This is a genomic window from Streptomyces sp. NPDC056628 (genome assembly GCF_042792555.1).
Lineage (GTDB): Bacteria > Actinomycetota > Actinomycetes > Streptomycetales > Streptomycetaceae > Streptomyces.
The window spans coordinates 87,729-110,587 of sequence record NZ_JBHTWG010000001.1 but is presented as its reverse complement, the minus strand read 5'-3'; the positions used below and the strand labels follow the sequence as shown (position 1 = coordinate 110,587).

Sequence of the window (22,859 nt, the reverse complement as noted above, 5' to 3'; positions counted from 1 at the left end):
GAATGTAGCGCACGCGGAGGTTTCGTGGTTGCCGCGTGCCAACTAATGGACGCCCATGACGCATGCGTCACTGGCCGGAATCCAGCCCTCAGGTGGGCGATTCAGCCACCCTTCCTCCCTTGCGACCTGGGCGGCTGCCCGACGAAGGGCCATAAGTCCGGGATGTTCGAGACCCTTTCTCCATACAAGTGATACTGGTGACAGCGGGACCGGATCCGTCAGCGGACGGAGCACCGAGCCCGGCATCGGGGGGAAGTCGACGACCGCGAGCACCGGGACCCGCGTCTTCGCCATGAGCCGCTGGAACTCCTCGTCACCGACGGCCAGGGGCGCGGGGGCGGCGATCGCGACGCCCCGCCCCTCGAACAGGCGGCGCGCGAGGTCGGTCCACTCCGGGGTGCGGGGGTTGCCGGCGCCGGCGTACACCGTCTCGCCGGCCAGGGCGGCCAGCGGCACCTCGTCCCGGGCGGCCAGGGGGTGGTCCTCGGGGAGGAGGACGGCCATCGGTTCGTAGCGGACCGGCTGGTGGTCGAGGCCGGCCCGCAGCGCCGGGTCCAGGCCGGCGAACCGGCCGAACGAGGCGTCGAGGCGGCCGGCGAGCAGGTCGCCGGCGGCACCCGTCAGACCGCTCTCGTAGCGGGCCATGAGCTCGAGTTCGGGGGCGAGTTCGCGGGCCCGGTGCAGGATCCGGCGAGTGGTGCGCAGGCCGGGCGAGTTCAGGTCCACGAGCAGGGCGCGGGCCTGCCCGAAGGCGGCGAGCAGGTCGTCCTGGGCCTGGAGGGCGCGGCGGGCGTACGGCACGAGCCGCTCGCCGTCGGGGGTGAGGGTGACCTGGCGGGTGGTCCGCACGAACAGCTCGGCGCCGAGCTCGCGCTCCAGGCGGCGCACGTCCCGGCTGAGCGCCTGCTGGGCGACGTACAGGCGGGCGGCGGCGCGGGTGAAGTGCAGTTCCTCCGCGACGGCCAGGAAGGCGCGCAGGAGGCGGGGGTCGAGGTGGGCGGGGGCCGGCATGCGCCGAACTTACAACAGGAGTGCGTGAATCCGCGCGGAGCAGGTGTTGGACCCGGTGATCGGCGACCGCCGAGGCTGGGCCCATGCCGCGACCGACCTCCACAAGTGCCCCTGACGACGGGAAAGTCCGGGACATCCCGCTGTCCACCGTCACCGCCGACGCGCTCGTCGCCGTCGACTTCCGCCCCCGTGGGCGGGCCCGCCCGCCGGGGCCCTACCGGCGGCTGTTCGCCCGGCCGGGCGCGCTCGCGTTCACCGCCGCCAATCTGGCGGCCCGTCTGCCCATGGGCATGTTCAGCGTGAGCGCGGTCGTGATGATCGCGGGGACCCGCGGGTCGTACGCCCTCGCCGGGGCCGTCACCGCGACCGGACTCGCGGCGACCGCCGTGGTCGCCCCCGGGATCGCGCGCCTCGTCGACCGGTACGGGCAGGCCCGGGTCGCCGTACCGGCCACGCTGCTCGCGGCGCTGGGCAGTCTCGCCCTGGTGCTGTGCGTGCGGTACGGCGCGCCCTCCTGGACGCTGTTCGCCGCGTACGCCGCCACCGCGAGCACGCCCAACACCGGCGGCATGTCCCGCGCCCGGTGGGCCCATCTGCTGAAGGACGACGCGGGGGCCCTGCACACCGCGAACTCCCTCGAACAGGCCGTCGACGAACTGTGCTTCATGCTGGGCCCGGTGCTCGCGGCCTTCCTGTGCGGGACGTTCTTCCCCCAGGCGGGCACGCTCGTCGCGGTGACGCTGCTCGTGACCGGGGTGCTGGCCTTCGCGGCCCAGCGGTCGACCGAGCCGCCGGCGCACGGTTCGACCTCGGCGCCCGGCCCGGCGCCGCTGCGCGCGCCCGGCATGCCCGCGCTGCTGGCCGTCTGCCTCGCCCTGGGCGCGGTGTTCGGGTCGACGGAGGTCGTCACGATCGCGTACGCCGACGCGCAGGGGCAACGGGCCGCGGCCGGCGCGGTGCTGGGGCTCCAGGCGGCCGGGTCCTGCGTCGCGGGTCTGGTGTACGGCCGGCTGCGGCTGACCGGCTCCCCCGAGCGCCGCTACCCGTGGTGCGTGGCGGCGATGACCGCGCTGCTGCTCCTGCCGGCCCTGGCCGCCTCCGGCACCGGCTCGCTCGTGGTGCTGGCCGGGGCCCTCCTGCTGGCCGGGATGGCCACCGCCCCCACGATGATCACCAACATGGCCCTGGTACAGCGGCGCACCCCGCCGGGCCGTCTCAACGAGGGCATGACCCTGGCGGTGACGGCCCTGCTCGGCGGCATCGCCTGCGGCAGCGCGGCCGGCGGATGGACGGTGGAACACACGTCCCCGTCCACCGGCTACGCGGTCCCGGTGACGGCGGCGGCGACGGCCCTGCTCGTGTCGGTGGGGGCACGGATGCTGGGGCGCGGGCGGGGTGCGTGACGCGCCCCGGCACGTACGCCGGCCGGCCCACCCCCCGATCGCGGCGGGGCTCGGGCGCCGGGGCGGGTGGTACGGCCGGACGCTCATGGAAGCCGGAGGGCGGACCGCTCCGACGGGCGAGCGCCGGCCCCCGGGGGCCGACGGCGGCCCCCGGCCCCCGGTCGCACGCCGGGCCAGGTGCCGGGCGCCCCGAGGGAGCCCGGGCGCGCCGGTGTGACCGGGGGCCGACCCGGAGCAGCCTGGTGCCGGCCGGGGTCAGGTGTGCCAGGCCCGGGGGCTCGTGTAGGGGCGGGTGCGGTCGGGGCGGGTCCAGGGGGCTGTGGACCGGCGGGGCGGGGCCGCGGCGGGGGGCGGGGCGAGCCGGAGGGTGAGGACCGCGGTGAAGGCGGCCAGTTCCTCGGGGCTCGGGGCGCCGCGCAGGACACGTACCGAGGTGGCGGCGAGCAGGTCGGCCGGGGTCGGGGTCATGGAGTGCTCCTCACTGGGGCGGGTTGCCGTGCTTGCGGGTGGGCAGGGACTCGGACTTGGTCGCGAGCATCGTCAGGGCGCGGCTGAGGGCGAGACGGGTCTCGCGGGGGTCGATCACGTCGTCGACGAGGCCGCGCTCGGCCGCGTAGTAGGGGTGGACGAGTTCGCTGCGGTACTCCTCGATCTTGCGGCGGCGCATCGCCTCGGGGTCGTCGGCGGCGGCGATCTCGCGGCGGAAGACGACGTTGGCGGCGCCCTCGGCGCCCATCACGGCGATCTCGTTGGTGGGCCAGGCCAGGGCGATGTCCGCGCCGATGGACCGGGAGTCCATGACGATGTAGGCGCCGCCGTACGCCTTGCGCAGGACGACGGAGACGCGGGGCACGGTGGCGTTGCAGTACGCGTACAGCAGTTTCGCGCCGCGCCGGATGATGCCCTCGTGCTCCTGGTCGACGCCGGGCAGGAAGCCGGGCACGTCGACCAGGGTGACCAGCGGGATGTTGAAGGCGTCGCAGAACTGTACGAACCGGGCGCCCTTCTCGCTGGCTTTGATGTCGAGGACGCCGGCCATGGACGCGGGCTGGTTGGCGACGATGCCGACGACGTGCCCGTCGATCCGGGCGAGCGTGCACACGAGGTTGGTGGCGAACGCGGCGTGCACCTCCAGGTGGTCGCCGTCGTCGACGATCTCCTCGATGACCTTGCGGATGTCGTAGGAGCGGTTGCCGTCGGCGGGGACCAGGTCGAGCAGGGCGTCGCCGGGGCGGTCCGCCGGGTCGCCGGTGGGGTGGGCGGGCGGGAGTTCGCGGTTGTTGGAGGGCAGCAGGGTCAGCAGGTAGCGGACCTCCTCCAGGCAGGTGCGCTCGTCGTCGTAGACGAAGTGGGCGACGCCGGAGGTGCCGCCGTGGACGTCGGCGCCGCCGAGGCCGTTCTGGGTGATCTCCTCCCCCGTCACCGCCTTCACCACGTCCGGCCCGGTGATGAACATCTGGGAGATGTCCCGGACCGCGAAGACGAAGTCGGTGAGCGCCGGGCTGTACGCGGCGCCGCCCGCGCACGGGCCGAGCATCACGCTGATCTGCGGGATCACCCCGGACGCCTTGGTGTTGCGCCGGAAGATGCCGCCGTAGCCGGCGAGGGCCGACACGCCCTCCTGGATCCGGGCGCCCGCGCCGTCGTTGAGCGACACGAGCGGGGCGCCCGCCGCGATGGCCAGGTCCATCAGTTTGTGGATCTTCTGCGCGTGGGCCTCGCCGAGGGCGCCGCCGAAGATGCGGAAGTCGTGGGCGTACACGAAGACCGTGCGGCCCTCGACCGTGCCCCAGCCGGTGATCACCCCGTCGGTGTACGGCCGTTTGTCCTCGAGCCCGAAGCCCTGCGCGCGGTGCCGGCGCAGGGTCTCCACCTCGCTGAAGGAGCCGGGGTCCAGGAGCAGTTCGATGCGTTCGCGGGCGGTCAGCTTGCCCTTGGCGTGCTGGCGTTCGGTGGCCCTCGGGTCGGGGCCGGTGCGGGCGAGCTCCTTGATGGCCGCCAGTTCGGAGAACCGGTCCGCCTCGGGGGCGTCCGTGTCGGGCAGGAGCGTCTCGGGATCGACGACGGTCATGATGCCTGGGCCCTTTCCTTCCTGTTCCTGGTGTCGATGAGGTCGTGCGGGCGGACGGACGACGGGTCGTGGGCGCGCAGCACCGTGCGCAGTCCCGGTTCGACGGCGTGGACGCGGTCCACGGCGTCCCGGGCGTGCAGCCAGTCGGCGGGCACCGGGTGCAGGGCGGCCCGCCGGTCGCCGGCGCCGGCCAGCGCGGCGGCGCCGACGTGGCCCTCGCACAGCGGGATGTTGCGCACCGTCCAGCCGGCCGGGCGCCAGGACTCGGCGCCCTCGCCCAGGTAGTCGAGGTCGGCGGCGCGGGCGAGCCCGGTGCCGAGACCCTTCAGGTACGCCTCCTTGCGGGACCACAGCCGGGCGAAGGCCGTCGGCCGCCGCTCGGGCGGGACGCGGGCGATCTCCCGGCGCTCGGCCGGGTGCAGCAGGGGCAGGCAGGCGTCGACGGTCGCGGGAGACGGCAGCGCCTGCACGTCGACGCCGACCCGGGTGCGGGCGACGGCGACCAGGGCGAGCCCGTGGCTGTGGGAGAGGGAGAACTCGGGGGCGCCCGGCAGGTCGACCAGGACGGGCCGGCCGTGCCGTTCCCCGCACTCCTCGCACCACTCCCGGCCGATGACCAGCCGCCGGGGCGCGACGCCCGTGTAGACGGACAGCACCCGGCGCAGGCCCACATGGGCGGCGACGTACATCTGCCGGTCGGCGTGCCGGCGGTAGGCGGCGGCGCGCCGGCGCTCGTCCTCGTCGAGTTCGCCGACGGGCGCGTCGCGCGACGATTCCGGCGCCGGCAGCAGCCACAGGTGCAGGTCGGACGGGCCGAGCTGCCGGGCGCCGCGGGCGGGGTGCGGGCCGAGGGGGAGGTTCACGGGCGGCTCCCGGTGCGGGTGGTGGGGTGGGGCGCCGGCTCGGTCCCGGCGGCGGCGCCGGCGCGCGCGCCGCCGCGGTCGGCGGCCGCCGCCACGAGCGCGGCCGCCAGGGAGATCAGTCCCCCCGCCCACAGCGCGGAGCGGGTGCCCAGGTACTGGGTGACCGCGCCGACGAACAGGGCGCCGAGCGGGGCGGTGCCTTGCAGGATCAGGGTGTAGAGGGCCATGACGCGGCCCCGGTAGGCGGGGTCGCTGCCCAGCTGGACGCGGTGGTTGGCGGCCTGCGCGAAGTACAGGGACGCGAAGCCGGTCGGGACGAGCAGGAGCAGGGCCACCGTCAGGTTCGGCGCCCAGCCGGTGGCCGCGGCCAGCGCGCCGAAGGCGCAGGCCCAGCCGATGACCAGCCGGGCCGGGGGGCGGCCCCGGCGCAGGGTGCTGGTGAAGGCGGCCAGCAGGGAGCCGGCCGCGAGCGCGGCGGTGAGCAGGCCGAACGCGGCGGCGTCGGTGTGGAAGACGGTCCGGGCCATGAGCGGCAGCGTCAGTTGCAGGTTGAGGCCGAACAGGGAGACGGCGGCGAGCAGGGACAGCGTCGCCACCAGGTCGGGCCGGGACCGCAGATGGGCCAGTCCCTCCACGACGCGGGCGTCGCGGGCGGCGGGCCGCGCGGACCGGTGCAGTTCGCCGGGCCGCATGGCGCGCAGCCCGGCGACGGTCGCCGCGTAGCTGGCCGCGTTGAGGAGCATCACCGTGCCGGTGCCGGCCGCCTCGATCAGCAGCCCGGCGAGCGAGGGGCCGAGGACGCGCGCGATGTTGAAGTAGGCGCCGCTGAGCGCGGAGGCGTTCGGCACCAGCTCCGGTCCGACGAGCTCGGCGATGAAGGACAGCCGCGCGGGCACCTCGACGGCGTTGGCGACGCCGAGGGCCAGGGCGAAGGCGTACACGTGCCACAGCCGGGCGGCGCCGCCGGTGACGAGCAGGCCGAGCAGCAGCGCGAGCAGCCCGGAGGCGATGTTGGCCCCGGTCAGCAGCGCCCGTTTGTCGTACCGGTCGGCGATGCGGCCGCCGTACAGGGTGAGCAGCAGCATCGGGGTGAACTGGAGGGCGGTGACCGTCGCGAGGGCGGTGCCGGAGTCGCCGGTGAGGTCGAGGACGAGCCAGTCCTGGGCGACGACCATCATCCAGGTGCCGGTCACGGAGGCGACCTGCCCGGTGGCGAAGAGCCGGAAGTTGCGCACGCCCAGCGAGCGCGTCCCGGTGGCCAGCAGCCGCCCGGGTCCCCGTTTCCCGGTGGCGGACCCGGTCATGGACCGTCCCGTTCGGGCAGGCACTCCTCGAAGAAGGCGAGCGCGCGCAGGTGGTAGGCGCGGGCCGTGCGGCCCAGGCTGATGTTGTGCCCGGCGTCGGGCTGCCGGTCGACGACGACGCGCGGGGCGGAGCTGAGCCGTGTGCGCAGGTCGTCGAGGGCGTCGGCGTCGTGCCGCCACCACAGTTCGTGCTCGGCGAACGTCAGCCGTACGGGGACGCGCACGCGCGGGGCGAGGGCGTCGAAGACGTCGGGCCAGGCGGACGCGGCCCGCAGTTCCCGCTCGGGCACCGGCCGGACGAAGTCGGCGCTGCGGCGGAAGGTGGCCGGCGGGTACAGGGCGAGCCGGCCCCAGTTGTGCTTCCAGCGGGCCCGGTCGGTGCCGGTGAGCAGTTCCTCGGAGCGGGGGGCGTAGCGGTGCCCGCAGCCGGAGATGTCCAGGCCCAGCAGTCCGGGCGGCGGGGCCTCGGCGGCCAGGGTCAGGGCGAGTTTGCCGCCGAAGGAGTGCGCGAGCAGGAACGTTCCGACGCCGGTGTCGTACCCGGCGCGGAAGTCGTCGAGCGCGGCCCCCAGGACGCGGGCCTGCCCGGCGAGGTCCAGGCCCTCGGGGAACCCGGCGGCGGAGTCGCCGTAGCCGGGCCGGTCGACGGCGAGGACCTGGAAGCCGAGATGCGCTCCCAGCGCGCACAGGGAGGCGTCGGGCTGGGCCCCGCCGTCGAAGTACCCCGCGCTCATCCCGGCCCCGTGCAGCGCGACCACGGTGGCACGCGGCGGCGTGTCCGGGGGCGCGCTCAGCAGGGCGGACAGGGTGTGCCCGGCGGCGTTCAGGGTGATCCGCCGTACACGGGGGCCGACGGACAGGGGCGCGGTGGTCATCGTGCTACGCCACCTCCGGGCTGCCGAACCAGTGGTGCAGGGCGCTCACGAGGCGGTCGATGCCGGCGGCCACGTCGTCCTGCGCGCTGTCGCCGCCGGCCGCCCAGGCCACGTGTCCGTCGGGGCGGACGAGGAGGGCGGTGGCCCCTGCGAAGGCGTCGGGGTCCTCGGGGCGGGCGGTGACCACGGTGACGGTGTCCGCCCAGCGGGCCGCCGTCTCGCGCGGGGCGGGATCGCCGGACAGGTCGAGCAGGACGCCGCGGGCCGGGTGGAGCAGGTCGGCCGTGCCGGTGCGGGTGCCGTCGGGCAGCTCCAGCGGACGTGGGGGGAGGCGGCGGCCGAGCAGGGGGTGGGTGCCGGGGCCGAGGTCGTAGCCGACGTCGAGGTGGCTGACGATGCCGGCGAGCCGGCGGCGGACCTCCTCCAGCTCCATCAGCTCCCCGAACACGGCGCGGACGGGGTCGGCCTCGGGGCCGCCGAGGAAGATCATGCCCTGGGCCCGGGTGTTCATCAGCAGGCGTGCGCCGACCGGGTGCCGTTCGTCGTGGTACGTGTCGAGCAGGGTGTCCGGCAGGGCGCCGCGGGCCACCGCGGCCAGCTTCCAGCCCAGGTTGACGGCGTCCTGCACGCCCGTGCTGAGTCCCTGTCCGCCGGCGGGGAGGTGGACGTGCGCGGCGTCGCCGGCGAGCAGGACGCGGCCCTTGCGGTAGGCGGAGACCTGCCGGGTGGCGTCCGTGAAGGAGCTGACCCAGTCGGCGCCGCCGCCCGCCAGGGACTCGCCGGTGATGCGTTCCCAGGCGGCGGCGACCTCCTCGAACTCGACGTGCTGCGGGCGGTCCCCTGCGGGGGTGCCGTGCTCGCAGACGATGACGCGGTCGACGCCGGGCGCGAGCGGAGCGGCCATCACCATGCCGTGCTCCAGCCGCTCGCCCAGGAAGCGGGGGCGGATGGCGCAGCCGGTGACGTCCGCCAGGTACATCCGGCGGGTGGCGGGCAGCCCGGGGAAGTCGAAGCCGGCGGCCCGGCGCACGACGCTCTGGCCGCCGTCGCAGCCGACCAGGTAGGCGCCGCGCAGCCGCTGTTCACCGTCGGGGGTCGCCGCGACGATCTCGACGCCGTGGCCGTCCTCGGACAGCTTGGTCAGCTCCCAGCCCCGGCGGATGTCGGCGCCCAGCTCACCGGCCCACTCCTCCAGGACGGCCTCGGTCTGCGACTGCGGGACGCCGCGCGCGCCGAAGTGGGCGTCCTGCAGGACCGTGTAGTCGAACTGGATGCCGCCGAAGTGGCCCATCGGGCTCTTCTCCAGCGCTCCGAAGCGCGGCAGCAGGCCCCGCTGGTCGAACACCTCCATGGCGCGGGCGGTGAAGCCGAGTCCGCGGGACTGCCCGGTCGGCTCGGCCAGCTTCTCCACGACCACGACCCGGGCTCCGCCCAGCCGCAGTTCTCCGGCCAGCATGAGGCCGGTCGGCCCCGCACCGACCACGATCACATCCGTGTCCACAGTGCTTCCCTCTCTGCGCGTCGCCCGAATCGATAGGAACATGTACGACTTGCCGTGACTTGCGGTGTTCGGCCTCGCGCGGGATCACAGCCCGGGATCCGGCCGTCCGAACCAGTGCCGGATCGCCGCCGTGGCCGCCCACGGGTCCGCTCCCGCCCAGGCGACATGGCCGTCCGGGCGCACCAGCAGCCCCTCGGCGCCGTGCAGCGGCGCGCCGGTGCCGGCCCGTACCGCCACCGGGGTGACGCGGTCGGCCCAGATCTTGCCGAGCCAGCGCAGCTCCGCCCGGGCCGTGTCGGCGACCAGCAGCAGCCCGCGCCCGTCCCGCAGTGCCCCGGCGACGCCGACCGGGCCGTCCGGCGTGGGCAGCGTGCCGAGCGGCAGCCGGGCGCCGAGCAGGGGGTGGGTGCCGCCGCCCGCGGGGTACCGGATGTCGAGCCCGGTGATCATGGCCGCGAGGTGGTCCCGGGTGGGGCCCGCGGCGATGAGTTCGCCGAGCAGGGCGCGCGCCGGCTCCACCTCGGGCCCGCCGAGCAGCAGCTGCGCCTGGGCGCGGATGTTGGCGAGCACCCGGCGCCCGACGGCGTGCCGCTCGTCGTGGTAGGTGTCGAGCAGCCCGTCGAAGGCCCGGCCGCGGGCCACCGCGGCGAGCTTCCAGCCCAGGTTGGCCGCGTCCTGCAGACCGAGGTTGAGCGCCTGGCCGCCGCTGGGCATCTGCCGGTGGGCGGCGTCCCCGGCGAACAGCACCCGGCCGTGCCGGTAGCGCTCCAGCTGCTGGTTGGCGTCCCCGAACGCGTTGAGCCACACCGGGTGCCCGCCGCTCAGGTCCTCCCCGGTCACACGCCGCCAGACGTCGACGACCTCGGCGAACGCGGGCGGTCCGGTGCGCGGCCGGGCGGGCCGGCCGAAGGCGTGCACCATCACCCGGGTGGTGCCGCCGGGCATCGTGGCGGCGATGGCCAGCCCGTGCTCCCGGCGTTCGAACCGCCGGTTCGGGATGTCGATCCCGGCGATGTCGGCCCGCAGCAGTTCGCGGGCCGCCGGGGAGCCCGGGAAGGCCGCTGCGGTCAGGGCGCGAACGGTGCTGTCCTCGCCGTCGCAGGCGACGACGTAGGCCGCCCGCAGCCGCCGTTCGCCGTCGGGGGCCGCCACCGTCAGCTCCACGTGTGTGTCGCTCTGGACGAGTCCGCGGACCTCCCAGCCGCGCCGGACGTCGGCGCCGAGGGCGCGGGCCCGGTCCTGGAGCAGTTTTTCGGTCCGGGTCTGCGGCACCTTCCACTGGCCCGAGTACGGCCCGGGCACGGTCAGGTCCATGGGGACGCCGCCGAAGTGGCCGCGCGGCTCCCTGGGCGGGTCGCCGAGCGCGTCCAGCAGGCCCCGGCAGTCGAACAGCTCGACCGTGCGGGCGTGCAGCGTGGAGGCGCGGGACTCCGTGGTGGGGGCGCGCAGCCGTTCGAGGACGACGACGTCGGCGCCGCCCAGGCGCAGCTCCCCGGCGAGGAACAGGCCGACGGGGCCCGCTCCCACCACGACGACCCGGCCGGCTCCGGAGGTGTCGGTGGCCATGGTCAGCGGCTCTTCTCCGCGTGGTCCCGGGCGTGGCCCAGCGTGGCCCGGCTGTTGGTGCTCAGCGCGCCCTGGACGTACTCGCGGGCGTCCTCCACGGTCGCGTCGGGGCCGAGGATCCTCTGGATGTTGTCGGGGTTGAGCACGACCGTGTGCTGGGAGGTCGCGGCGACCCCGCGCGGGTACTCCTCGAACGTCCACAGGCCGGTGTGCAGGGTCATCAGCGCCGGCAGCGTCACCTGCTTGTAGGCGATCGCGCGGTGCGGGAACGTCACCCGGTACGACTTGGTGGTGTGCGTCGAGCCGTCCTTGGCCCGGGTGTCCATCTCGAGCACCTGCAGGCCGGGCGCGGGCTCCTCGAAGCGGACGCGGGCCACGTGCGGCAGCCGGTCGACCCAGCGGTCGGCCTGGTCGATGAAGTCGTAGACGTCCTTGGCGGCGCCCTCGATGAGCACGGTGTCCTCGAAGGAGAACGTCAGCTCGCGGGTGGCGTGGGCCCGTTCGACGTTCTCCTTCAGGGCGGCGAGCTCGGAGCGGGAGTTGCGGTCGACGGCCTCGTCGATCCAGGCCAGGCCCTCGGGGTCGTCGTCGACGGCCCGGTAGTCGTGCAGCAGCCTCACCAGCGACTCGCCGCCGGGGCGTTCCTCGATGACCCAGGCGCCGCCCATCGCGGCGACGGGGGGCGCGGAGACCTCCTGGCGGAAGGTGATCCGGCGGTTCTCCGGGTCCAGTGTGCGGCGCGAGGTCCAGCTCTTCGGGGCGCCGTTGGCGGTGGCCCAGATGCGGATGCGCTCCTCGCGCCCGCCCTTCTCCAGATGGTCCACGTGGATGGTGGGCGGGAAGATCCGCGGCCAGTTCTCCACCTCCGCGATCAGCCGGTAGACGGCGTCGGCGGGGGCCGAGACGGTGATCTCGTGCGCCACCTCGCGGGTCGTTGCGTCCGTCGTGGTCACGTCCTCGTCCTCTTCTTCTCGGTGGTCGGGGGTCAGAAGTTGCCGAGGCCACCGCAGACGTTGATCGCCTGGGAGGTGACGGAGGCGGCGGTGTCGGAGGCGAGGTAGCCGACCATCCCGGCGACCTCCTGCGGGGTGGAGTAGCGGCCGAGCGGGATCTTCGCCTGGAACTTCTCGAGGATGGCGTCCTCGCTGGTGCCGTAGGCGTCGGCGTAGCCCTGGCGGACCCGCTGGGCCATGGGGGTCTCGACGTAGCCGGGGCAGACGGCGTTGACGGTGACCCCGGTGGGCGCGAGCTCGTTGCCGAGGGCCTTGGTGAAGCCGACGACGCCGTGCTTGGAGGCGGAGTAGGGGGCGCCGAGGACGACGCCCTGCTTGCCGGCGGTGGAGGCGATGTTGATGATCCGGCCCCAGCCGCGGTCGCGCATGCCGCCGGTGGTGAGGACCTCGCGGGTCATCCGGAAGACGCTGTTGAGATTGGTGTCGATGACGTCGTCCCACAGCTCGTCCGCGAGGTCGGCGGTGACACCGCCGCCGCTGCGGCCCGCGTTGTTGACGAGGACGTCGACGCCGCCGAACCGGTCGACGGCGGCCTGCACGAAGGCGCGGACCGCGTGCCGCGAGCGGACGTCCACCGCGGCGCCGTCGGCCTCGACGCCCTCCTCCTGGAGCTGCTTGACCGTCGCGGCCACGTTGTCGGCGTTGCGGGCCCCGATGAACACCCGGTGTCCGGCGGAGCCCAGCTGCCGGGCGGCCGCCAGTCCGATGCCACTGGTGGCCCCGGTGATCAGTGCGACCCGCTGCGTCTGCTGCTGCGGCATGTCTCTTCCAACTCCTTTGCGGTCATGGCTACGAGGGGTGCGCCGCCGTCGGCCGCAGGGGGCGCCGACGGCGGCGGGTCAGGGAGTGCCGGGTGTCGCGGAGGGTCAGGCGGCGGCCTGCGACCCGCCCCGCAGCTGCCCGTTGACCGCGTCGATCAGGGCGCGCGGCGTGTTGGCTTCGGACAGGACGTCGTCGTCGAGGGTGATGCCGTACTCGCGCTCGATCCGGCCGCCGGTCTCGAGCAGGGCCAGCGACTCGTAGCCGAGGTGCTCGAAGTCCGCGTCGAGGATGTCGCCGTCGAGGTCGACGGTCTCCTCGGCGCCGGCGCCCTCGATGAGGATGCGCTTGAGGTCGTCGAGGGTGAACTGCTGTGTGGACACGTGGGGTTCCTCTCGTTCGTTCGCGTGGGTCGTGGCGGGTCGGTCAGGCGGACGCCCGGACGATCGCCGCCGAGTTGAAGCCGCCGTGGCCGCGGGCCAGGACCAGCGCCGAGCGCAGTCCGGCCTCGCGCGGGCGGTCGACCACCAGGTCGAGGGTGTGCTCGGGCGACGGCGTGACGTGCACCGTCGGCGGGATCACCCCGTCGCGCAGGGACAGCAGCGCGGTGGCCAGGTCCAGGGGGGCCGCGCCCGAGTACAGGCGGCCGGTCATCGTCTTCGGCGCGGTGACCGGGACGCCGTTCGGGCCGAACACGGCCGTGATCGCCTCCGACTCGGCCCGGTCCAGCTCGGGGTCGGCGGCGGCGTCGCAGAACACGACGTCGATGTCGCCGGCGGCCATCCGGGCGTCGGCCAGGGCGAGTTCGATCGCCCGGCGCAGCCCCGGCGGGCGCCCGCTGCCCGGCGCCGGGTCGAAGGTGGCGGCGTACCCGGCGACCTCGCCGTAGATCCGCGCGTCGCGGGAGCGCGCCGACTCCTCGGACTCCATGACGAGCAGCGCGCCGCCCTCGCCGGGGACGTAGCCGTCGGCGGCCGCGTCGAAGGGCAGATACGCCTGGGCCGGCTCGTCCCGGGTGGTCAGCCGCTGCGCGGCGAGCTGGGCGACCCAGCCCCACGGGCAGATGGAGGCGTCCACGGCCCCGGAGACGACGACGGCCGTGCCCTTGCGGATCTGCCGGCGGGCCTGCGCGACCGCGTCCAGACCGCCGGCCTGGTCGCTGACGACCACGCTGCTGGGGCCCTTCATGCCGTGCCGGATGGAGATCTGGCCGCTGTTGACGGCGTAGAACCAGGCAAACGACTGGTACGCGCTGACGTACTGGCTGCCCCGGCTCCACAGTGCCTGGAGCTCGCCCTGGCCGAACTCGAAGCCACCCGACGAGCTGGCGGTGACCACGCCCATGCTGGAGTCGGGCAGGTCCTGCGGCCGTATCCCGGCGTCCTCCAGCGCCCAGTCGGCGGCGACCAGCGCCAGCCGGGTCATCCGGTCGGTCTGCGGCAGCAGCCGGCTCGGCAGGTGCTCCTCGGCCGCGAAGCCGGGTATCTCCCCGGCCAGGCGGGCCGGGTACTGCGAGGGGTCGAAGCGGGTGATCCGCCCGATGCCGCTCTTCCCGGCGAGGGTCGCCGCCCAGTAGTCCTGGACGCCCAGGCCGTTGGGTGCCGTGACGCCGAGACCCGTCACCACCACCGCGCTCATGTCATGCTCCTCTCGGGACGGGCGAGCACCATCGCGCTCTGGAAGCCGCCGAACCCGCTGCCGACCGTCAGCACCGCGTCGGTCAGCTGCTCACGGGCGGTGACCGGCACGTAGTCGAGGTCGCACTCGGGGTCCGGGGTGTGCAGATTCGCGGTCGGCGGGACCACGTGGTGCTCCATGGCCAGCGCCGAGGCGGCGATCTCGATGGAGCCGATCGCGCCGAGCGAGTGGCCCACCATCGACTTGATGGAGCTGACCGGGGTGCGGTACGCGTGGTCGCCGAGGCTCTTCTTGAAGGCGGCCGTCTCGTGCCGGTCGTTCTGCTTGGTGCCGGAGCCGTGCGCGTTGATGTAGTCGATCTGGTCCACGTTCATCCGGGCCTCGTCCAGCGCCACCGTGATGGCCTCCGCCATCTCGGCGCCGTCCGGCCGCAGACCGGTCATGTGGTACGCGTTGCTGCGGGTGGCGTAGCCCGCGATCTCGGCGTAGACGTGGGCCCCGCGGCGCCGGGCGCTGTCCAGCTCCTCCAGCACGAAGACGGCGCAGCCCTCGCCGAGCACGAACCCGTTGCGGGTGCCGTCGAACGGCCGGGACGCCTGCTCGGGGTCCTCCTTGCGCGGGGTCGTCGCCTTGATGGCGTCGAAGCAGGCCATGGTGATCGGGGAGATCGGCGCGTCCGACGAGCCGGCGATCATCACGTCCGCCGAGCCCTCCCGGATCAGCTCGACCGCGTAGCCGACGGAGTCGATGCCGGAGGTGCAGCCCGTGGACACCACGGTGTTGGGGCCCTCCGCGCCGACCGTCCAGGCGACCTCGGCCGAGAAGGAGCTCGGGACGAGGTAGTTGTACAGGTGCGGTACGGCGTAGGCGTGGTCCACCAGGTGCAGCCGGCCGCCGTCGCTGACGATCCGGTACTCCTCGTCGAGACCGGTCGTGGCGCCGACCGCGCTGCCGATGGTGACGCCCACCCGGTGCGGCTCGTGGGCCGCGAGGTCGATGCCGCTGTCCGCGACCGCGCCGCGGGCCGCGACCACCGCGAACTGGGCGGCCCGGTCCATCCGGCGGACCTCCTGCGGGGTGAGTCCGTGCCGCTCCGGGTCGAAGTCCATCTCCGCCGCGACCTGGGACCGGAAGGGGCTCGCGTCGAAGAAGGTGATCCCGCGGGTGGCGGTCCGGCCCTCGCTCAGCATGCCCCAGAAGCCGTCCTTGCCGACGCCCCCGGGAGCGAGCACCTCGATCCCGGTGATGACGACACGACGACCGCTCATCGGGACGCCTCCCAGGAGTAGAAGCGCTGGGCCATGGCGTCGGCCGGCGACCGCCAGGTGGCCGGGTCGTACGCCTCGATGAAGGGCTTCAGGTCCTCGCTGATCCGCACGAAACGCTCGTCGGACTTGGCCTTCTCGATCAGCTCGCCGCCGTTGTCGGCGTCGAAGTCCTGGAGGTGGAAATACAGCCCCCGGTACTGGAAGAGCTGCCGGCGCCGGGTGCCCATCAGATGCGGCATCTCGGTCTCGTCGAACGCGCCGAACAGCTTGGCGACATCGACCGCGGAGCCCGGTTCCATCCGGGCCACGATCAAAGTGCTGTGCATGAGCTCTCTCCTTGGAAAAGGGTGCGTGGGATGAAGGAGGCGTGCGGGCGGGCGGAATCGCCCCGCGTCCGGGAAAGGACGGAGCGCGCTTTCGTCAGTCGATGCCCCGGCAGATGTGCGGCTGTTCGCTGTCGTTCTCGTCGTCCTCGCCGGCCAGGAGCCACGCGGGCGGCTGGGGGGCGGGCGGCTCGCGCCCGTCGTCGTATGTCACGGTTCGCACCTCCTCGGACGTCCTCAGTCCTTGATCTCGCAGATCGGCGCGCCGGAGGTGAGGGAGGCGCCCACCTCGGCGGTCAGGTCCTTGACGGTGCCGGACCGGTGCGCGGTGAGGGGCTGCTCCATCTTCATGGCCTCCAGGACGACGATCAGGTCGCCCTCCTCGACCTCCTGGCCCTCCTCGACCGCGACCTTGACGACGGTGCCCTGCATCGGGGACGCCAGGGTGTCGCCGGAGACGGCGGGGCCCGAGGTCCGCGCCGCGCGGCGCTTCGGCCGGGCCCCGGCGGCGAGGCCGGTGCGGGCGAGGGCCATCCCGAGGGACGCCGGCAGCGACACCTCCAGGCGCCGTCCCCCGACCTCGACCACCACGGTGTCGCGTCCCGCCTCGTCGGTGTCGGTGTCGGTGGGGGAGGTGAAGGGCTTGATGTCGTTGACGAACTCGGTCTCGATCCACCGGGTGTGGACCGTGAACGGCTCGCTCGACCCGGTCAGTTCGGGAGCGAACGCGGGATCCTTGACCACGGCCCGGTGGAACGGGATGGCCGTGGCCATGCCCTCGACCGTGAACTCCTCCAGGGCACGCGCGGCCCGCTGCAGGGCCTGCTCACGGGTGGCACCGGTGACGACCAGCTTGGCCAGCAGGGAGTCCCACGCCGGGCCGATCACACTGCCGGACTCCACCCCCGCGTCCAGACGCACGCCCGGACCGGACGGCGGCGCGAACGTGGTGACCGTGCCGGGAGCGGGCAGGAAGCCCCGCCCCGGGTCCTCGCCGTTGATGCGGAACTCGAAGGAGTGCCCCCGCAGGACCGGGTCGCCGTAGCCGAGTTCCTCACCGTCGGCGATACGGAACATCTCCCGCACCAGGTCGATCCCGGCGACCTCCTCGGTGACCGGGTGCTCGACCTGCAGACGCGTGTTGACCTCCAGGAAGGAGATCGTGCCGTCCACACCCACCAGGAACTCCACCGTGCCGGCCCCGACGTACCCGGCCTCCTTCAGGATCGCCTTCGACGCCGAGTACAGCTGGCGGACCTGCTCCTCGGACAGGAACGGCGCGGGGGCCTCCTCCACGAGCTTTTGGTGGCGGCGCTGCAGCGAGCAGTCACGGGTGGAGACCACCACGACGTTGCCGTGGGTGTCGGCCAGGCACTGCGTCTCGACATGGCGGGGCTTGTCGAGGTAGCGCTCCACGAAGCACTCGCCCCGGCCGAACGCGGCGACGGCCTCACGGACGGCGGAGTCGTAGCGCTCGGGGACCTCCTCCAGGGTGCGGGCCACCTTCAGGCCGCGGCCACCGCCACCGAAGGCGGCCTTGATCGCGATGGGCAGGCCGTGCTCCTCGGCGAAGGCCACCACCTCGTCGGCGCCGGAGACCGGGTCGGACGTCCCGGCGACCAGGGGGGCACCGGCACGCTGGGCGATGTGCCGGGCGGCGACCTTGTCCCCGAGGTCGCGGATGGCCTGCGGCGGCGGGCCGATCCAGATCAGCCCGGCGTCCAGGACGGCCTGGGCGAAGTCGGCGTTCTCCGACAAGAACCCGTACCCCGGGTGGACCGCGTCCGCCCCGGCCTCACGGGCGGCGGCCAGGACCTTGCCGATGTCCAGGTAACTGGTGGCCGGGGTGTCACCGCCCAGGGCGAACGCCTCATCCGCGGCGCGGACATGCAACGCGTCACGGTCCGGATCCGCGTAGACGGCCACGCTCGCGATCCCGGCGTCCCGGCAGGCCCGGGCCACGCGGACAGCGATTTCGCCACGGTTGGCGATGAGCACCTTGCGCACGACGGCCCTCTCCTCGCTCGGCTGGAATTCAGGGATGATCGAGCGCGCCCGGGGTATTTCGACTTCCTGGGCCGGCGCCCGAATACCTGTCCATCGTCGGCTCGGGAGAGGGTGGTCTTCAACGGTCGCCCATTAAGCCTTCGGACCAGATCGACAGGACCGCTACCGCTTTGTTGGCGCAGGGCCAGGCACGTGTCAGAAAAGCGTCAGACGGCCCGTCGGGCCCCTGGCGGTACGGGGATTCCGGGCTGCACGGAAGGGATGGATTCCGGGGCTCGAAAAGGGTGCCGGGCAGACGAAAGGGCGGGCTCCGTCATACGGAGCCCGCCCTTCACCTCGGCCGGCGGTGACGCGCGTCGCGTCCCGCCGGTTCGTGCCGTCAGCCGCTGCCGAAGCGGAAGCCCACCCCGCGCACGGTGACGATCCAGTCGCTGCCGCCGAGTTTGCCGCGCAGACTGCTGACATGGGTGTCCACGGTGCGGCGGGACCAGGAGCCGCCCCAGACCTGCTGCATGATGCGCTTGCGCGAGATCACGGTCTCCGGGTGGGAGGCCAGCAGGTGCAGGAGATCGAACTCCTTGCGGGTGAGTTCCACGACGCGGCCGTGCAGACTGACCTCGCGGGAGGCCGCGTCGATGCGTAACGGACCGCGCAGGACCACCTGTTCGGCCTGGATCTGCGGACGCGAGCGGCGCATCACCGCGTCCATGCGGGCCATCAGCTCCCGGAACCCGTACGGCTTGACGAGGTAGTCGTCGGCGCCGGCCTGCAAGCCGAGGACGCGGTCCAGTTCCGTCCCCCACCCGGTCACGGCGATGAGCGGCACGTCGCTGAGCGCGCGGATGGAACGGCACACCTCCAGGCCGTCCACGTCGGGCAGTTCGAGGTCGAGCAGGACGATGTCCGAGAGTTGGTACGACTGGAGGGCCGCGTTCCCCGTGGCGACCCCCTCGACATGGTGACCGTGCCGCCGGAGTCCGGCGGCCAGCGCCTCCCGGTCGCCGGTGTTGTTCTCGACGACCAGGACCCGCCAGTTGGTGGCCGGCTTGCGGATGTGGGACGGGATGGACTGACGGATCTCCAGAGTGCTGCTCATGACGCGTTGACTCACTGCTCTCCCCCTGAACACGTAGTTCCCGCTCGAGCACTTCGCTGGTCGAGCCTAAAAACCTACCTCTCGGTTTGTCAAAAAAAGACTAGGTAAACTCACCATCCGTCACAACAGATGCGAAGTTCGCCTGAGTTGATACGAACTGAAGGAGCAATTCCGCCGCGTAGCGTTACCTCTTTCAAGATCTTCACTTCGCCTCGCGAGTAATTTTCGACCGTGAACCAGGAGCGAAGAGTCACTGACGGCGGACGCGGTATGTTCTTGACCTCTCCCTGCGCATCCAGAGGTGCGCAGGTAGAGAGCTGAAAACGGTCGCGCCGCATGTGTTCCGCTCCTCCGGACGCGGTGGTATACCGTCCAGAACGTTCTCGGCCGTCTGATTCCCCGCTTCCACTTCGCCCTCGGCCTGGTCCTGAGGTGGAAAAGTGTGATCTTCTGGGCAGTACTGACGGAGTGTCGATAACGTTGAGGGCCGCCGACCACCCCGACGCACCCCCGGGGTGGGCACTCGCGCCCGCCAAACAGACCTTCAAGTCCGTTTCGGGACGGGCGGGATGAGAGGATGCACGCAGGTGGGACTACAACAGGAGAGGGCGATCCGCACCCGGCGGCTGATGCTCAAATCGGCGGCCGAGGTCTTCGACCGCGAGGACTACGCCTCGGCCAGACTCTCCGACATCAGCGCACGGGCCAATATGAGCACCGGCGCGCTGCACTTCCACTTCGCGAACAAGGAGGAGCTGGCCCAGGCCGTCGTGAGCGAGGCGCGCGGCACCCTGTGGCACGCCGCCCGCAGTGCCTACGAGCACAACTCGGAGCCGCTCCAGGCGCTCACCGACGTCTCCCACACCCTGAGCCAGCTGCTCTCCTGGGACGTCGTGGCGCGGGCGGGACTGCGGCTGGACAACGACCGGTCCCGGCGCGGGCGGGAGCAGTTCCTGCACGCCTGGCACGCCGCCGTGCAGCGTCTGCTCGACCGGGCGCGGCAGGAGGGCAGCCTGGCGCAGCAGGTCCACCTCCAGGCCGTGACCTGCGCCATCGTCGCCGCCACGACCGGTATAGGGGTGCTGATCAAGGGGGGTGAGGCGGAGCGGACACAGCTCGCCTTCACCGGGTTCTGGCAGGGCTTCCTGCCGGGGCTCGCCGTACCCGATCTGCTCGGCCGGCTGAACCCCGGCGGGACCACCGAGGTGGTGGAGTACGCGTTGGCCGCCTCCCGTTATCTGCCCTGCTCCCCGGAGGAGGCGCTGGGCACGGAGCGGGCGGCGTCGGGCGTGTACTGAGCCCGGCCGGGCTCCGGCGGCGGGACCGGCTCCGCGTTCCGGTACCGGGCCGCGTACCGGGGGAAGCCCTCGGCGAACGCCGGGCCGGGGGAGCAGCCGAGCGCGTCCCAGACCGGCGCGTCGTCGAACCAGTGGTCCACCGCGAGCAGTTCGAGGTGGTGCATGGCGACCGGATGACCGCGCAGCCGGGCGCGCGCCTCCTCCAGGGGCAGGCCGGGCACGGCCCCCGGAAAGAGACCGTACGTTTCGGCGACCGCGGTCAACAGATCCTCACCCGCCACCGGCCGGGGATGGTTGACGAACCGGACACCGCCCACGCGGTCCGGCGGGGCGAGCGCGGCCGAAAGCAGTGCCCTTCCCAGGGCGGCGGCGTCGACCGTCGACTGCCGGCCGAGCCCCTCGGGCGGGGCGCCGAGCGTGCGCAGCAGCGTCAGCACACCGGGCACCACCCAGCGGTCGCCCGCCCCGTACACGAGGTGGGGCCGCAGGACCGTGCCGCCCGCCGCGAGCACGTGGCCCTCGGCCGCCGCCCGCGTCCTGCTGGTGCCGGACACCGGCGCGAGGGGGACCTCGCCCGGCCGGACCGCGCGGAACGGGCCCCTGCCGTGCACCGCCGCGGTGCTCAGGTACACGAACCGCCGGACGCCGGCCCGCCGTGCCTCCTCGACCAGGGCGCGGGTGCCCAGGTCGTTGGTGCGCCGCAGTTCCTCGGGGTCGCCGCCGACGCGGGACGCGCAGTGCACGACCGCGTCGACGCCGTCGCAGACGCCGGCGAGCGAGGCGGGCTCGGTGAGGTCGCCGCGTACACGGGTGACCGGGGTGCCGGCCGCCGGGCCGGGGCCGGACGGGTCGGTGCGGACCAGCAGCCGCAGCCGTACGCCCCCCGCGGCGCCGGCCGCGGCGACCACGTGGCCGCCGACGAACCCACCGGACCCCGTCACCAGGACGTGCGGGCTCACCCGTCGCCCCGTACGGCGGTCCCCAGGGTCGCGGTGAAGACGGGCTCCTCCCCCTGGACGCCCCGCACCCGCACCACCGGCCCCTGTTCGGTGTGCGTCTCGTGGCCGGCCAGGAGCCAGCAGGGCTCGGTCAGTTCGCAGTACTTGTGGAAGGTGATCCGCATCGAGGCCGGGTGGAAGTCGTGCCCGGGGGTCAGCGCGGTGGCGGCCTGGCGGGCGGCTTCGAGGAGGACCATGCCGGGGACGTGGTCGTTCGGGCGGGCGAAGAGCGTCGGGTGCGCGGTGTTCAGGCGCAGCCGCCAGCCGGGGCGGTGCTTGGACCGGGCGAGGACGACGTCGGCCGGGTCGGTGCGGCCGGTCTCGTGGGCGGGGACGGCGGGCAGCAGCGGCACCGCGCCGCCCGCCGCGCCCATGCTCGCGCCGCGCAGTCTGCGGTAGACGCGGGCGGAGGTGCAGTACAGGACACCCATGCTGGTGGCGAGCACCCGGCCGAGCCGCTGGAAGCGCAGGTCGACCCGCATCGCGACGAGGCGTCCGGCGCGCAGCTGCACGTCCGAGCACTCGACGACCACGTCGATCGGCCCCGAGGCGGCGAGCACGGTGAAGTCCTCGGTCAGCAGCCGGTAGCCGAGTTCCTGCATCAGGAACTGGTCGCCGACCGGGACCCCGTACTCGGCGTGCGCCAGCATCATCGTGGCCTGCCGGGTGGTCTCGGCGACCAGCATCGGGTCCTGCCGTCCGCCGGGCCGCGGTGTGAAGAAGCGGTGGTCGGCGGGCCAGTCGACGGTGACGAGGAAGCGGTGCTCGGACAGGCGCAGCCAGTCGACGGGGAAGCGGTCGGCGGCGTCGGGGCGGTGGCAGAGCTCTCCGGTGGCCCGGCCGTCGGCAATCAGAACCGGGGAGTCGGTCTGGTATGCGAGGCGTACGAGGGTCTGTTCGGAGCGGTGCGCCGTGGCGTTCTCGGGGCGCGGGCGGACCGGACGGGCCGGTGAGGCCACCGAGGTGGTGTCGGATCGTTCCTGCGCCCGGCTCAGATGCGGACGGGGACCGACGAACCTGTCGACTACGGATATAGCAGGATCAGCCATGGAGTGCCCCCTGAGTCGATGCATGCGGAAATAGTTCCCCTCTCGACAAAAGACTGGCAGTCCGGTTCTCTTTGCGGGGGAACCTGACCAAGCTCTGACATAGAAACAGGCACGGGGGCATGGCACGTCAAGCACGAGCGATCCAGACCCGCACGTCGATCCTGCTGGCGGCGGCGGAGGTGTTCGACGAGCGTGGCTACAGCACGGCCACCATCACGGAGATCATCGCGCGGGCCGGCGTGACGAAGGGGGCCCTGTACTTCCACTTCTCGTCCAAGGAGGACCTGGCCCTCGGGGTGATAGCGGCGCAGCTGGAGCTGGGACCGCTGCCCGCCCAGCGCACGAAGCTGCAGGAACTCACCGACCAGGGGCTGCTGTTCGCCCACCAGTTGCAGCACGACCCGCTCACCCGGGCCAGTGTCGGGCTCGCCATGGACCAGTGGAGCGAGAACGGGGAGGCCGGCAACCCGTTCCACGGCAGGCCGTTCCAGGAGTGGGCGGACCGGCTGACCGAGCTGCTCGTGGCGGCGCGGGAGCGCGGGGAGTTGCTGCCGCACGTCGATCCGGCGGAGACGGCGGAGCTGCTGTCCGGGGCCTTCACCGGCATCCAGTGGACGTCGCAGGTGCTGTGCCAGCGGCGGGATCTCACCCGCCGGGTCATCGCGATGTTCCGGCATCTGCTGCCCAGCGTGGCGATGCCGCAGATCCTGCCGACGCTGGAACTCACCGAGGAGCGGGCCGTCGCCCTCCTCGCCTCGCGCGACGCCGCGCTGGAGGCGGAGGATGCCGAGGCCGACGGGGACAGCGCGGCCTGAC

At 73.4% G+C, this 22,859-nt stretch carries 21 protein-coding genes; 3 read left to right on the top strand and 18 right to left on the bottom strand.

The annotated features are described in order from the left end of the window. Positions 1-42: 42 nt before the first annotated feature. Positions 43-1,011: a LysR family transcriptional regulator gene (locus ACFRAC_RS00450; RefSeq protein WP_382919118.1), complete on the bottom strand. Its 969-nt coding sequence runs from the start codon at positions 1,009-1,011 to the stop codon at positions 43-45. Positions 1,012-1,094: 83 nt separating this feature from the next. Between ACFRAC_RS00450 and ACFRAC_RS00445 the strand changes: the two genes are divergently transcribed. Continuing rightward, positions 1,095-2,414: an MFS transporter gene (locus ACFRAC_RS00445; RefSeq protein ID WP_382919115.1), complete on the top strand. Its 1,320-nt coding sequence runs from the start codon at positions 1,095-1,097 to the stop codon at positions 2,412-2,414. 255 nt (positions 2,415-2,669) lie between these two features. Here ACFRAC_RS00445 and ACFRAC_RS00440 read toward each other — a convergent pair whose 3' ends face one another. The 15 genes from ACFRAC_RS00440 to ACFRAC_RS00370 all read right to left on the bottom strand — a co-directional run bounded on the left by ACFRAC_RS00440 (position 2,670) and on the right by ACFRAC_RS00370 (position 18,698). Then, on the bottom strand, positions 2,670-2,882 hold the full coding sequence (locus ACFRAC_RS00440) for an acyl-CoA carboxylase subunit epsilon (protein ID WP_382919114.1): 213 nt from the start codon (positions 2,880-2,882) through the stop codon (positions 2,670-2,672). 10 nt (positions 2,883-2,892) lie between these two features. Then, entirely contained in the window at positions 2,893-4,485 is a 1,593-nt protein-coding gene (locus ACFRAC_RS00435; RefSeq protein WP_382919113.1) for an acyl-CoA carboxylase subunit beta, read from the bottom strand. Further along, the gene (locus ACFRAC_RS00430) at positions 4,482-5,348 is read right to left on the bottom strand and encodes a 4'-phosphopantetheinyl transferase family protein (protein WP_382919112.1); all 867 of its coding nucleotides are present in this window, start codon (positions 5,346-5,348) and stop codon (positions 4,482-4,484) included. The genes ACFRAC_RS00435 and ACFRAC_RS00430 overlap by 4 nt, the downstream gene beginning before the upstream one ends. After that, positions 5,345-6,652: an MFS transporter gene (locus ACFRAC_RS00425; RefSeq protein ID WP_382919111.1), complete on the bottom strand. Its 1,308-nt coding sequence runs from the start codon at positions 6,650-6,652 to the stop codon at positions 5,345-5,347. Before ACFRAC_RS00425 ends, ACFRAC_RS00430 begins: the two co-directional genes overlap by 4 nt. Continuing rightward, positions 6,649-7,527: an alpha/beta hydrolase gene (locus tag ACFRAC_RS00420; RefSeq protein ID WP_382919110.1), complete on the bottom strand. Its 879-nt coding sequence runs from the start codon at positions 7,525-7,527 to the stop codon at positions 6,649-6,651. The genes ACFRAC_RS00425 and ACFRAC_RS00420 overlap by 4 nt, the downstream gene beginning before the upstream one ends. A gap of 4 nt (positions 7,528-7,531) precedes the next feature. Then, complete coding sequence (locus ACFRAC_RS00415) at positions 7,532-9,070, bottom strand: FAD-dependent monooxygenase (protein ID WP_382919109.1); 1,539 nt, start codon at positions 9,068-9,070, stop codon at positions 7,532-7,534. A gap of 42 nt (positions 9,071-9,112) precedes the next feature. Further along, positions 9,113-10,594 carry an FAD-dependent monooxygenase gene (locus tag ACFRAC_RS00410; RefSeq protein WP_382919107.1) on the bottom strand — a complete coding sequence of 494 codons (1,482 nt, stop codon included), beginning with the start codon at positions 10,592-10,594 and terminating at the stop codon, positions 9,113-9,115. A 2-nt stretch (positions 10,595-10,596) separates the two neighbouring features. Next, positions 10,597-11,547, bottom strand: a complete 951-nt coding sequence (locus ACFRAC_RS00405) for an aromatase/cyclase (protein ID WP_382919105.1) — start codon at positions 11,545-11,547, stop codon at positions 10,597-10,599. 32 nt (positions 11,548-11,579) lie between these two features. After that, positions 11,580-12,368, bottom strand: coding sequence for a 3-oxoacyl-ACP reductase FabG (gene fabG, locus ACFRAC_RS00400; RefSeq protein WP_382919103.1), 789 nt, complete (start codon positions 12,366-12,368; stop codon positions 11,580-11,582). Positions 12,369-12,473: 105 nt separating this feature from the next. Beyond that, positions 12,474-12,749, bottom strand: a complete 276-nt coding sequence (locus tag ACFRAC_RS00395; RefSeq protein ID WP_382919101.1) for an acyl carrier protein — start codon at positions 12,747-12,749, stop codon at positions 12,474-12,476. A gap of 43 nt (positions 12,750-12,792) precedes the next feature. Further along, on the bottom strand, positions 12,793-14,004 hold the full coding sequence (locus ACFRAC_RS00390; protein ID WP_382919099.1) for a ketosynthase chain-length factor: 1,212 nt from the start codon (positions 14,002-14,004) through the stop codon (positions 12,793-12,795). After that, positions 14,001-15,272 carry a beta-ketoacyl-[acyl-carrier-protein] synthase family protein gene (locus ACFRAC_RS00385; RefSeq protein WP_382919098.1) on the bottom strand — a complete coding sequence of 424 codons (1,272 nt, stop codon included), beginning with the start codon at positions 15,270-15,272 and terminating at the stop codon, positions 14,001-14,003. The genes ACFRAC_RS00390 and ACFRAC_RS00385 overlap by 4 nt, the downstream gene beginning before the upstream one ends. Then, positions 15,269-15,598 (bottom strand): TcmI family type II polyketide cyclase, encoded by a 330-nt coding sequence (locus tag ACFRAC_RS00380; RefSeq protein ID WP_086866093.1) that lies wholly within the window; start codon positions 15,596-15,598, stop codon positions 15,269-15,271. The genes ACFRAC_RS00385 and ACFRAC_RS00380 overlap by 4 nt, the downstream gene beginning before the upstream one ends. Before the next feature lie 234 nt (positions 15,599-15,832). Next, positions 15,833-17,602, bottom strand: a complete 1,770-nt coding sequence (locus ACFRAC_RS00375) for an acetyl/propionyl/methylcrotonyl-CoA carboxylase subunit alpha (RefSeq protein WP_382919096.1) — start codon at positions 17,600-17,602, stop codon at positions 15,833-15,835. Between the two features lie 379 nt (positions 17,603-17,981). Next, entirely contained in the window at positions 17,982-18,698 is a 717-nt protein-coding gene (locus ACFRAC_RS00370; protein WP_382919095.1) for a response regulator transcription factor, read from the bottom strand. A 587-nt stretch (positions 18,699-19,285) separates the two neighbouring features. Here ACFRAC_RS00370 and ACFRAC_RS00365 point away from each other — a divergent pair. Continuing rightward, a complete protein-coding gene (locus tag ACFRAC_RS00365; RefSeq protein ID WP_382919094.1) occupies positions 19,286-19,996 on the top strand; it encodes a ScbR family autoregulator-binding transcription factor in 711 nt (236 codons plus the stop codon). Here ACFRAC_RS00365 and ACFRAC_RS00360 read toward each other — a convergent pair. Then, positions 19,933-20,955, bottom strand: coding sequence for an NAD-dependent epimerase/dehydratase family protein (locus ACFRAC_RS00360; protein ID WP_382919093.1), 1,023 nt, complete (start codon positions 20,953-20,955; stop codon positions 19,933-19,935). The genes ACFRAC_RS00365 and ACFRAC_RS00360 overlap by 64 nt on opposite strands. Continuing rightward, on the bottom strand, positions 20,952-22,067 hold the full coding sequence (locus ACFRAC_RS00355; RefSeq protein ID WP_382919092.1) for a ScbA/BarX family gamma-butyrolactone biosynthesis protein: 1,116 nt from the start codon (positions 22,065-22,067) through the stop codon (positions 20,952-20,954). The genes ACFRAC_RS00360 and ACFRAC_RS00355 overlap by 4 nt, the downstream gene beginning before the upstream one ends. A 95-nt stretch (positions 22,068-22,162) precedes the next feature. Between ACFRAC_RS00355 and ACFRAC_RS00350 the strand changes: the two genes are divergently transcribed. Further along, positions 22,163-22,858, top strand: a complete 696-nt coding sequence (locus ACFRAC_RS00350; protein WP_382919091.1) for a ScbR family autoregulator-binding transcription factor — start codon at positions 22,163-22,165, stop codon at positions 22,856-22,858. Position 22,859 lies beyond the last annotated feature (1 nt).

What these genes read in the sequence shown, in the direction of transcription:
- ACFRAC_RS00440 (WP_382919114.1), bottom strand. Translation starts at nt 2,882, where the DNA reads ATGACCCCGACCCCGGCCGACCTGCTCGCCGCCACCTCGGTACGTGTC.
- ACFRAC_RS00415 (WP_382919109.1), bottom strand. Translation starts at nt 9,070, where the DNA reads ATGTTCCTATCGATTCGGGCGACGCGCAGAGAGGGAAGCACTGTGGAC.
- ACFRAC_RS00435 (WP_382919113.1), bottom strand. Translation starts at nt 4,485, where the DNA reads ATGACCGTCGTCGATCCCGAGACGCTCCTGCCCGACACGGACGCCCCC.
- ACFRAC_RS00445 (WP_382919115.1), top strand. Translation starts at nt 1,095, where the DNA reads ATGCCGCGACCGACCTCCACAAGTGCCCCTGACGACGGGAAAGTCCGG.
- ACFRAC_RS00410 (WP_382919107.1), bottom strand. Translation starts at nt 10,594, where the DNA reads ATGGCCACCGACACCTCCGGAGCCGGCCGGGTCGTCGTGGTGGGAGCG.
- ACFRAC_RS00355 (WP_382919092.1), bottom strand. Translation starts at nt 22,067, where the DNA reads ATGCATCGACTCAGGGGGCACTCCATGGCTGATCCTGCTATATCCGTA.
- ACFRAC_RS00450 (WP_382919118.1), bottom strand. Translation starts at nt 1,011, where the DNA reads ATGCCGGCCCCCGCCCACCTCGACCCCCGCCTCCTGCGCGCCTTCCTG.
- ACFRAC_RS00370 (WP_382919095.1), bottom strand. Translation starts at nt 18,698, where the DNA reads ATGAGCAGCACTCTGGAGATCCGTCAGTCCATCCCGTCCCACATCCGC.
- ACFRAC_RS00385 (WP_382919098.1), bottom strand. Translation starts at nt 15,272, where the DNA reads ATGAGCGGTCGTCGTGTCGTCATCACCGGGATCGAGGTGCTCGCTCCC.
- fabG (WP_382919103.1), bottom strand. Translation starts at nt 12,368, where the DNA reads ATGCCGCAGCAGCAGACGCAGCGGGTCGCACTGATCACCGGGGCCACC.
- ACFRAC_RS00350 (WP_382919091.1), top strand. Translation starts at nt 22,163, where the DNA reads ATGGCACGTCAAGCACGAGCGATCCAGACCCGCACGTCGATCCTGCTG.
- ACFRAC_RS00390 (WP_382919099.1), bottom strand. Translation starts at nt 14,004, where the DNA reads ATGAGCGCGGTGGTGGTGACGGGTCTCGGCGTCACGGCACCCAACGGC.
- ACFRAC_RS00380 (WP_086866093.1), bottom strand. Translation starts at nt 15,598, where the DNA reads ATGCACAGCACTTTGATCGTGGCCCGGATGGAACCGGGCTCCGCGGTC.
- ACFRAC_RS00420 (WP_382919110.1), bottom strand. Translation starts at nt 7,527, where the DNA reads ATGACCACCGCGCCCCTGTCCGTCGGCCCCCGTGTACGGCGGATCACC.
- ACFRAC_RS00425 (WP_382919111.1), bottom strand. Translation starts at nt 6,652, where the DNA reads ATGACCGGGTCCGCCACCGGGAAACGGGGACCCGGGCGGCTGCTGGCC.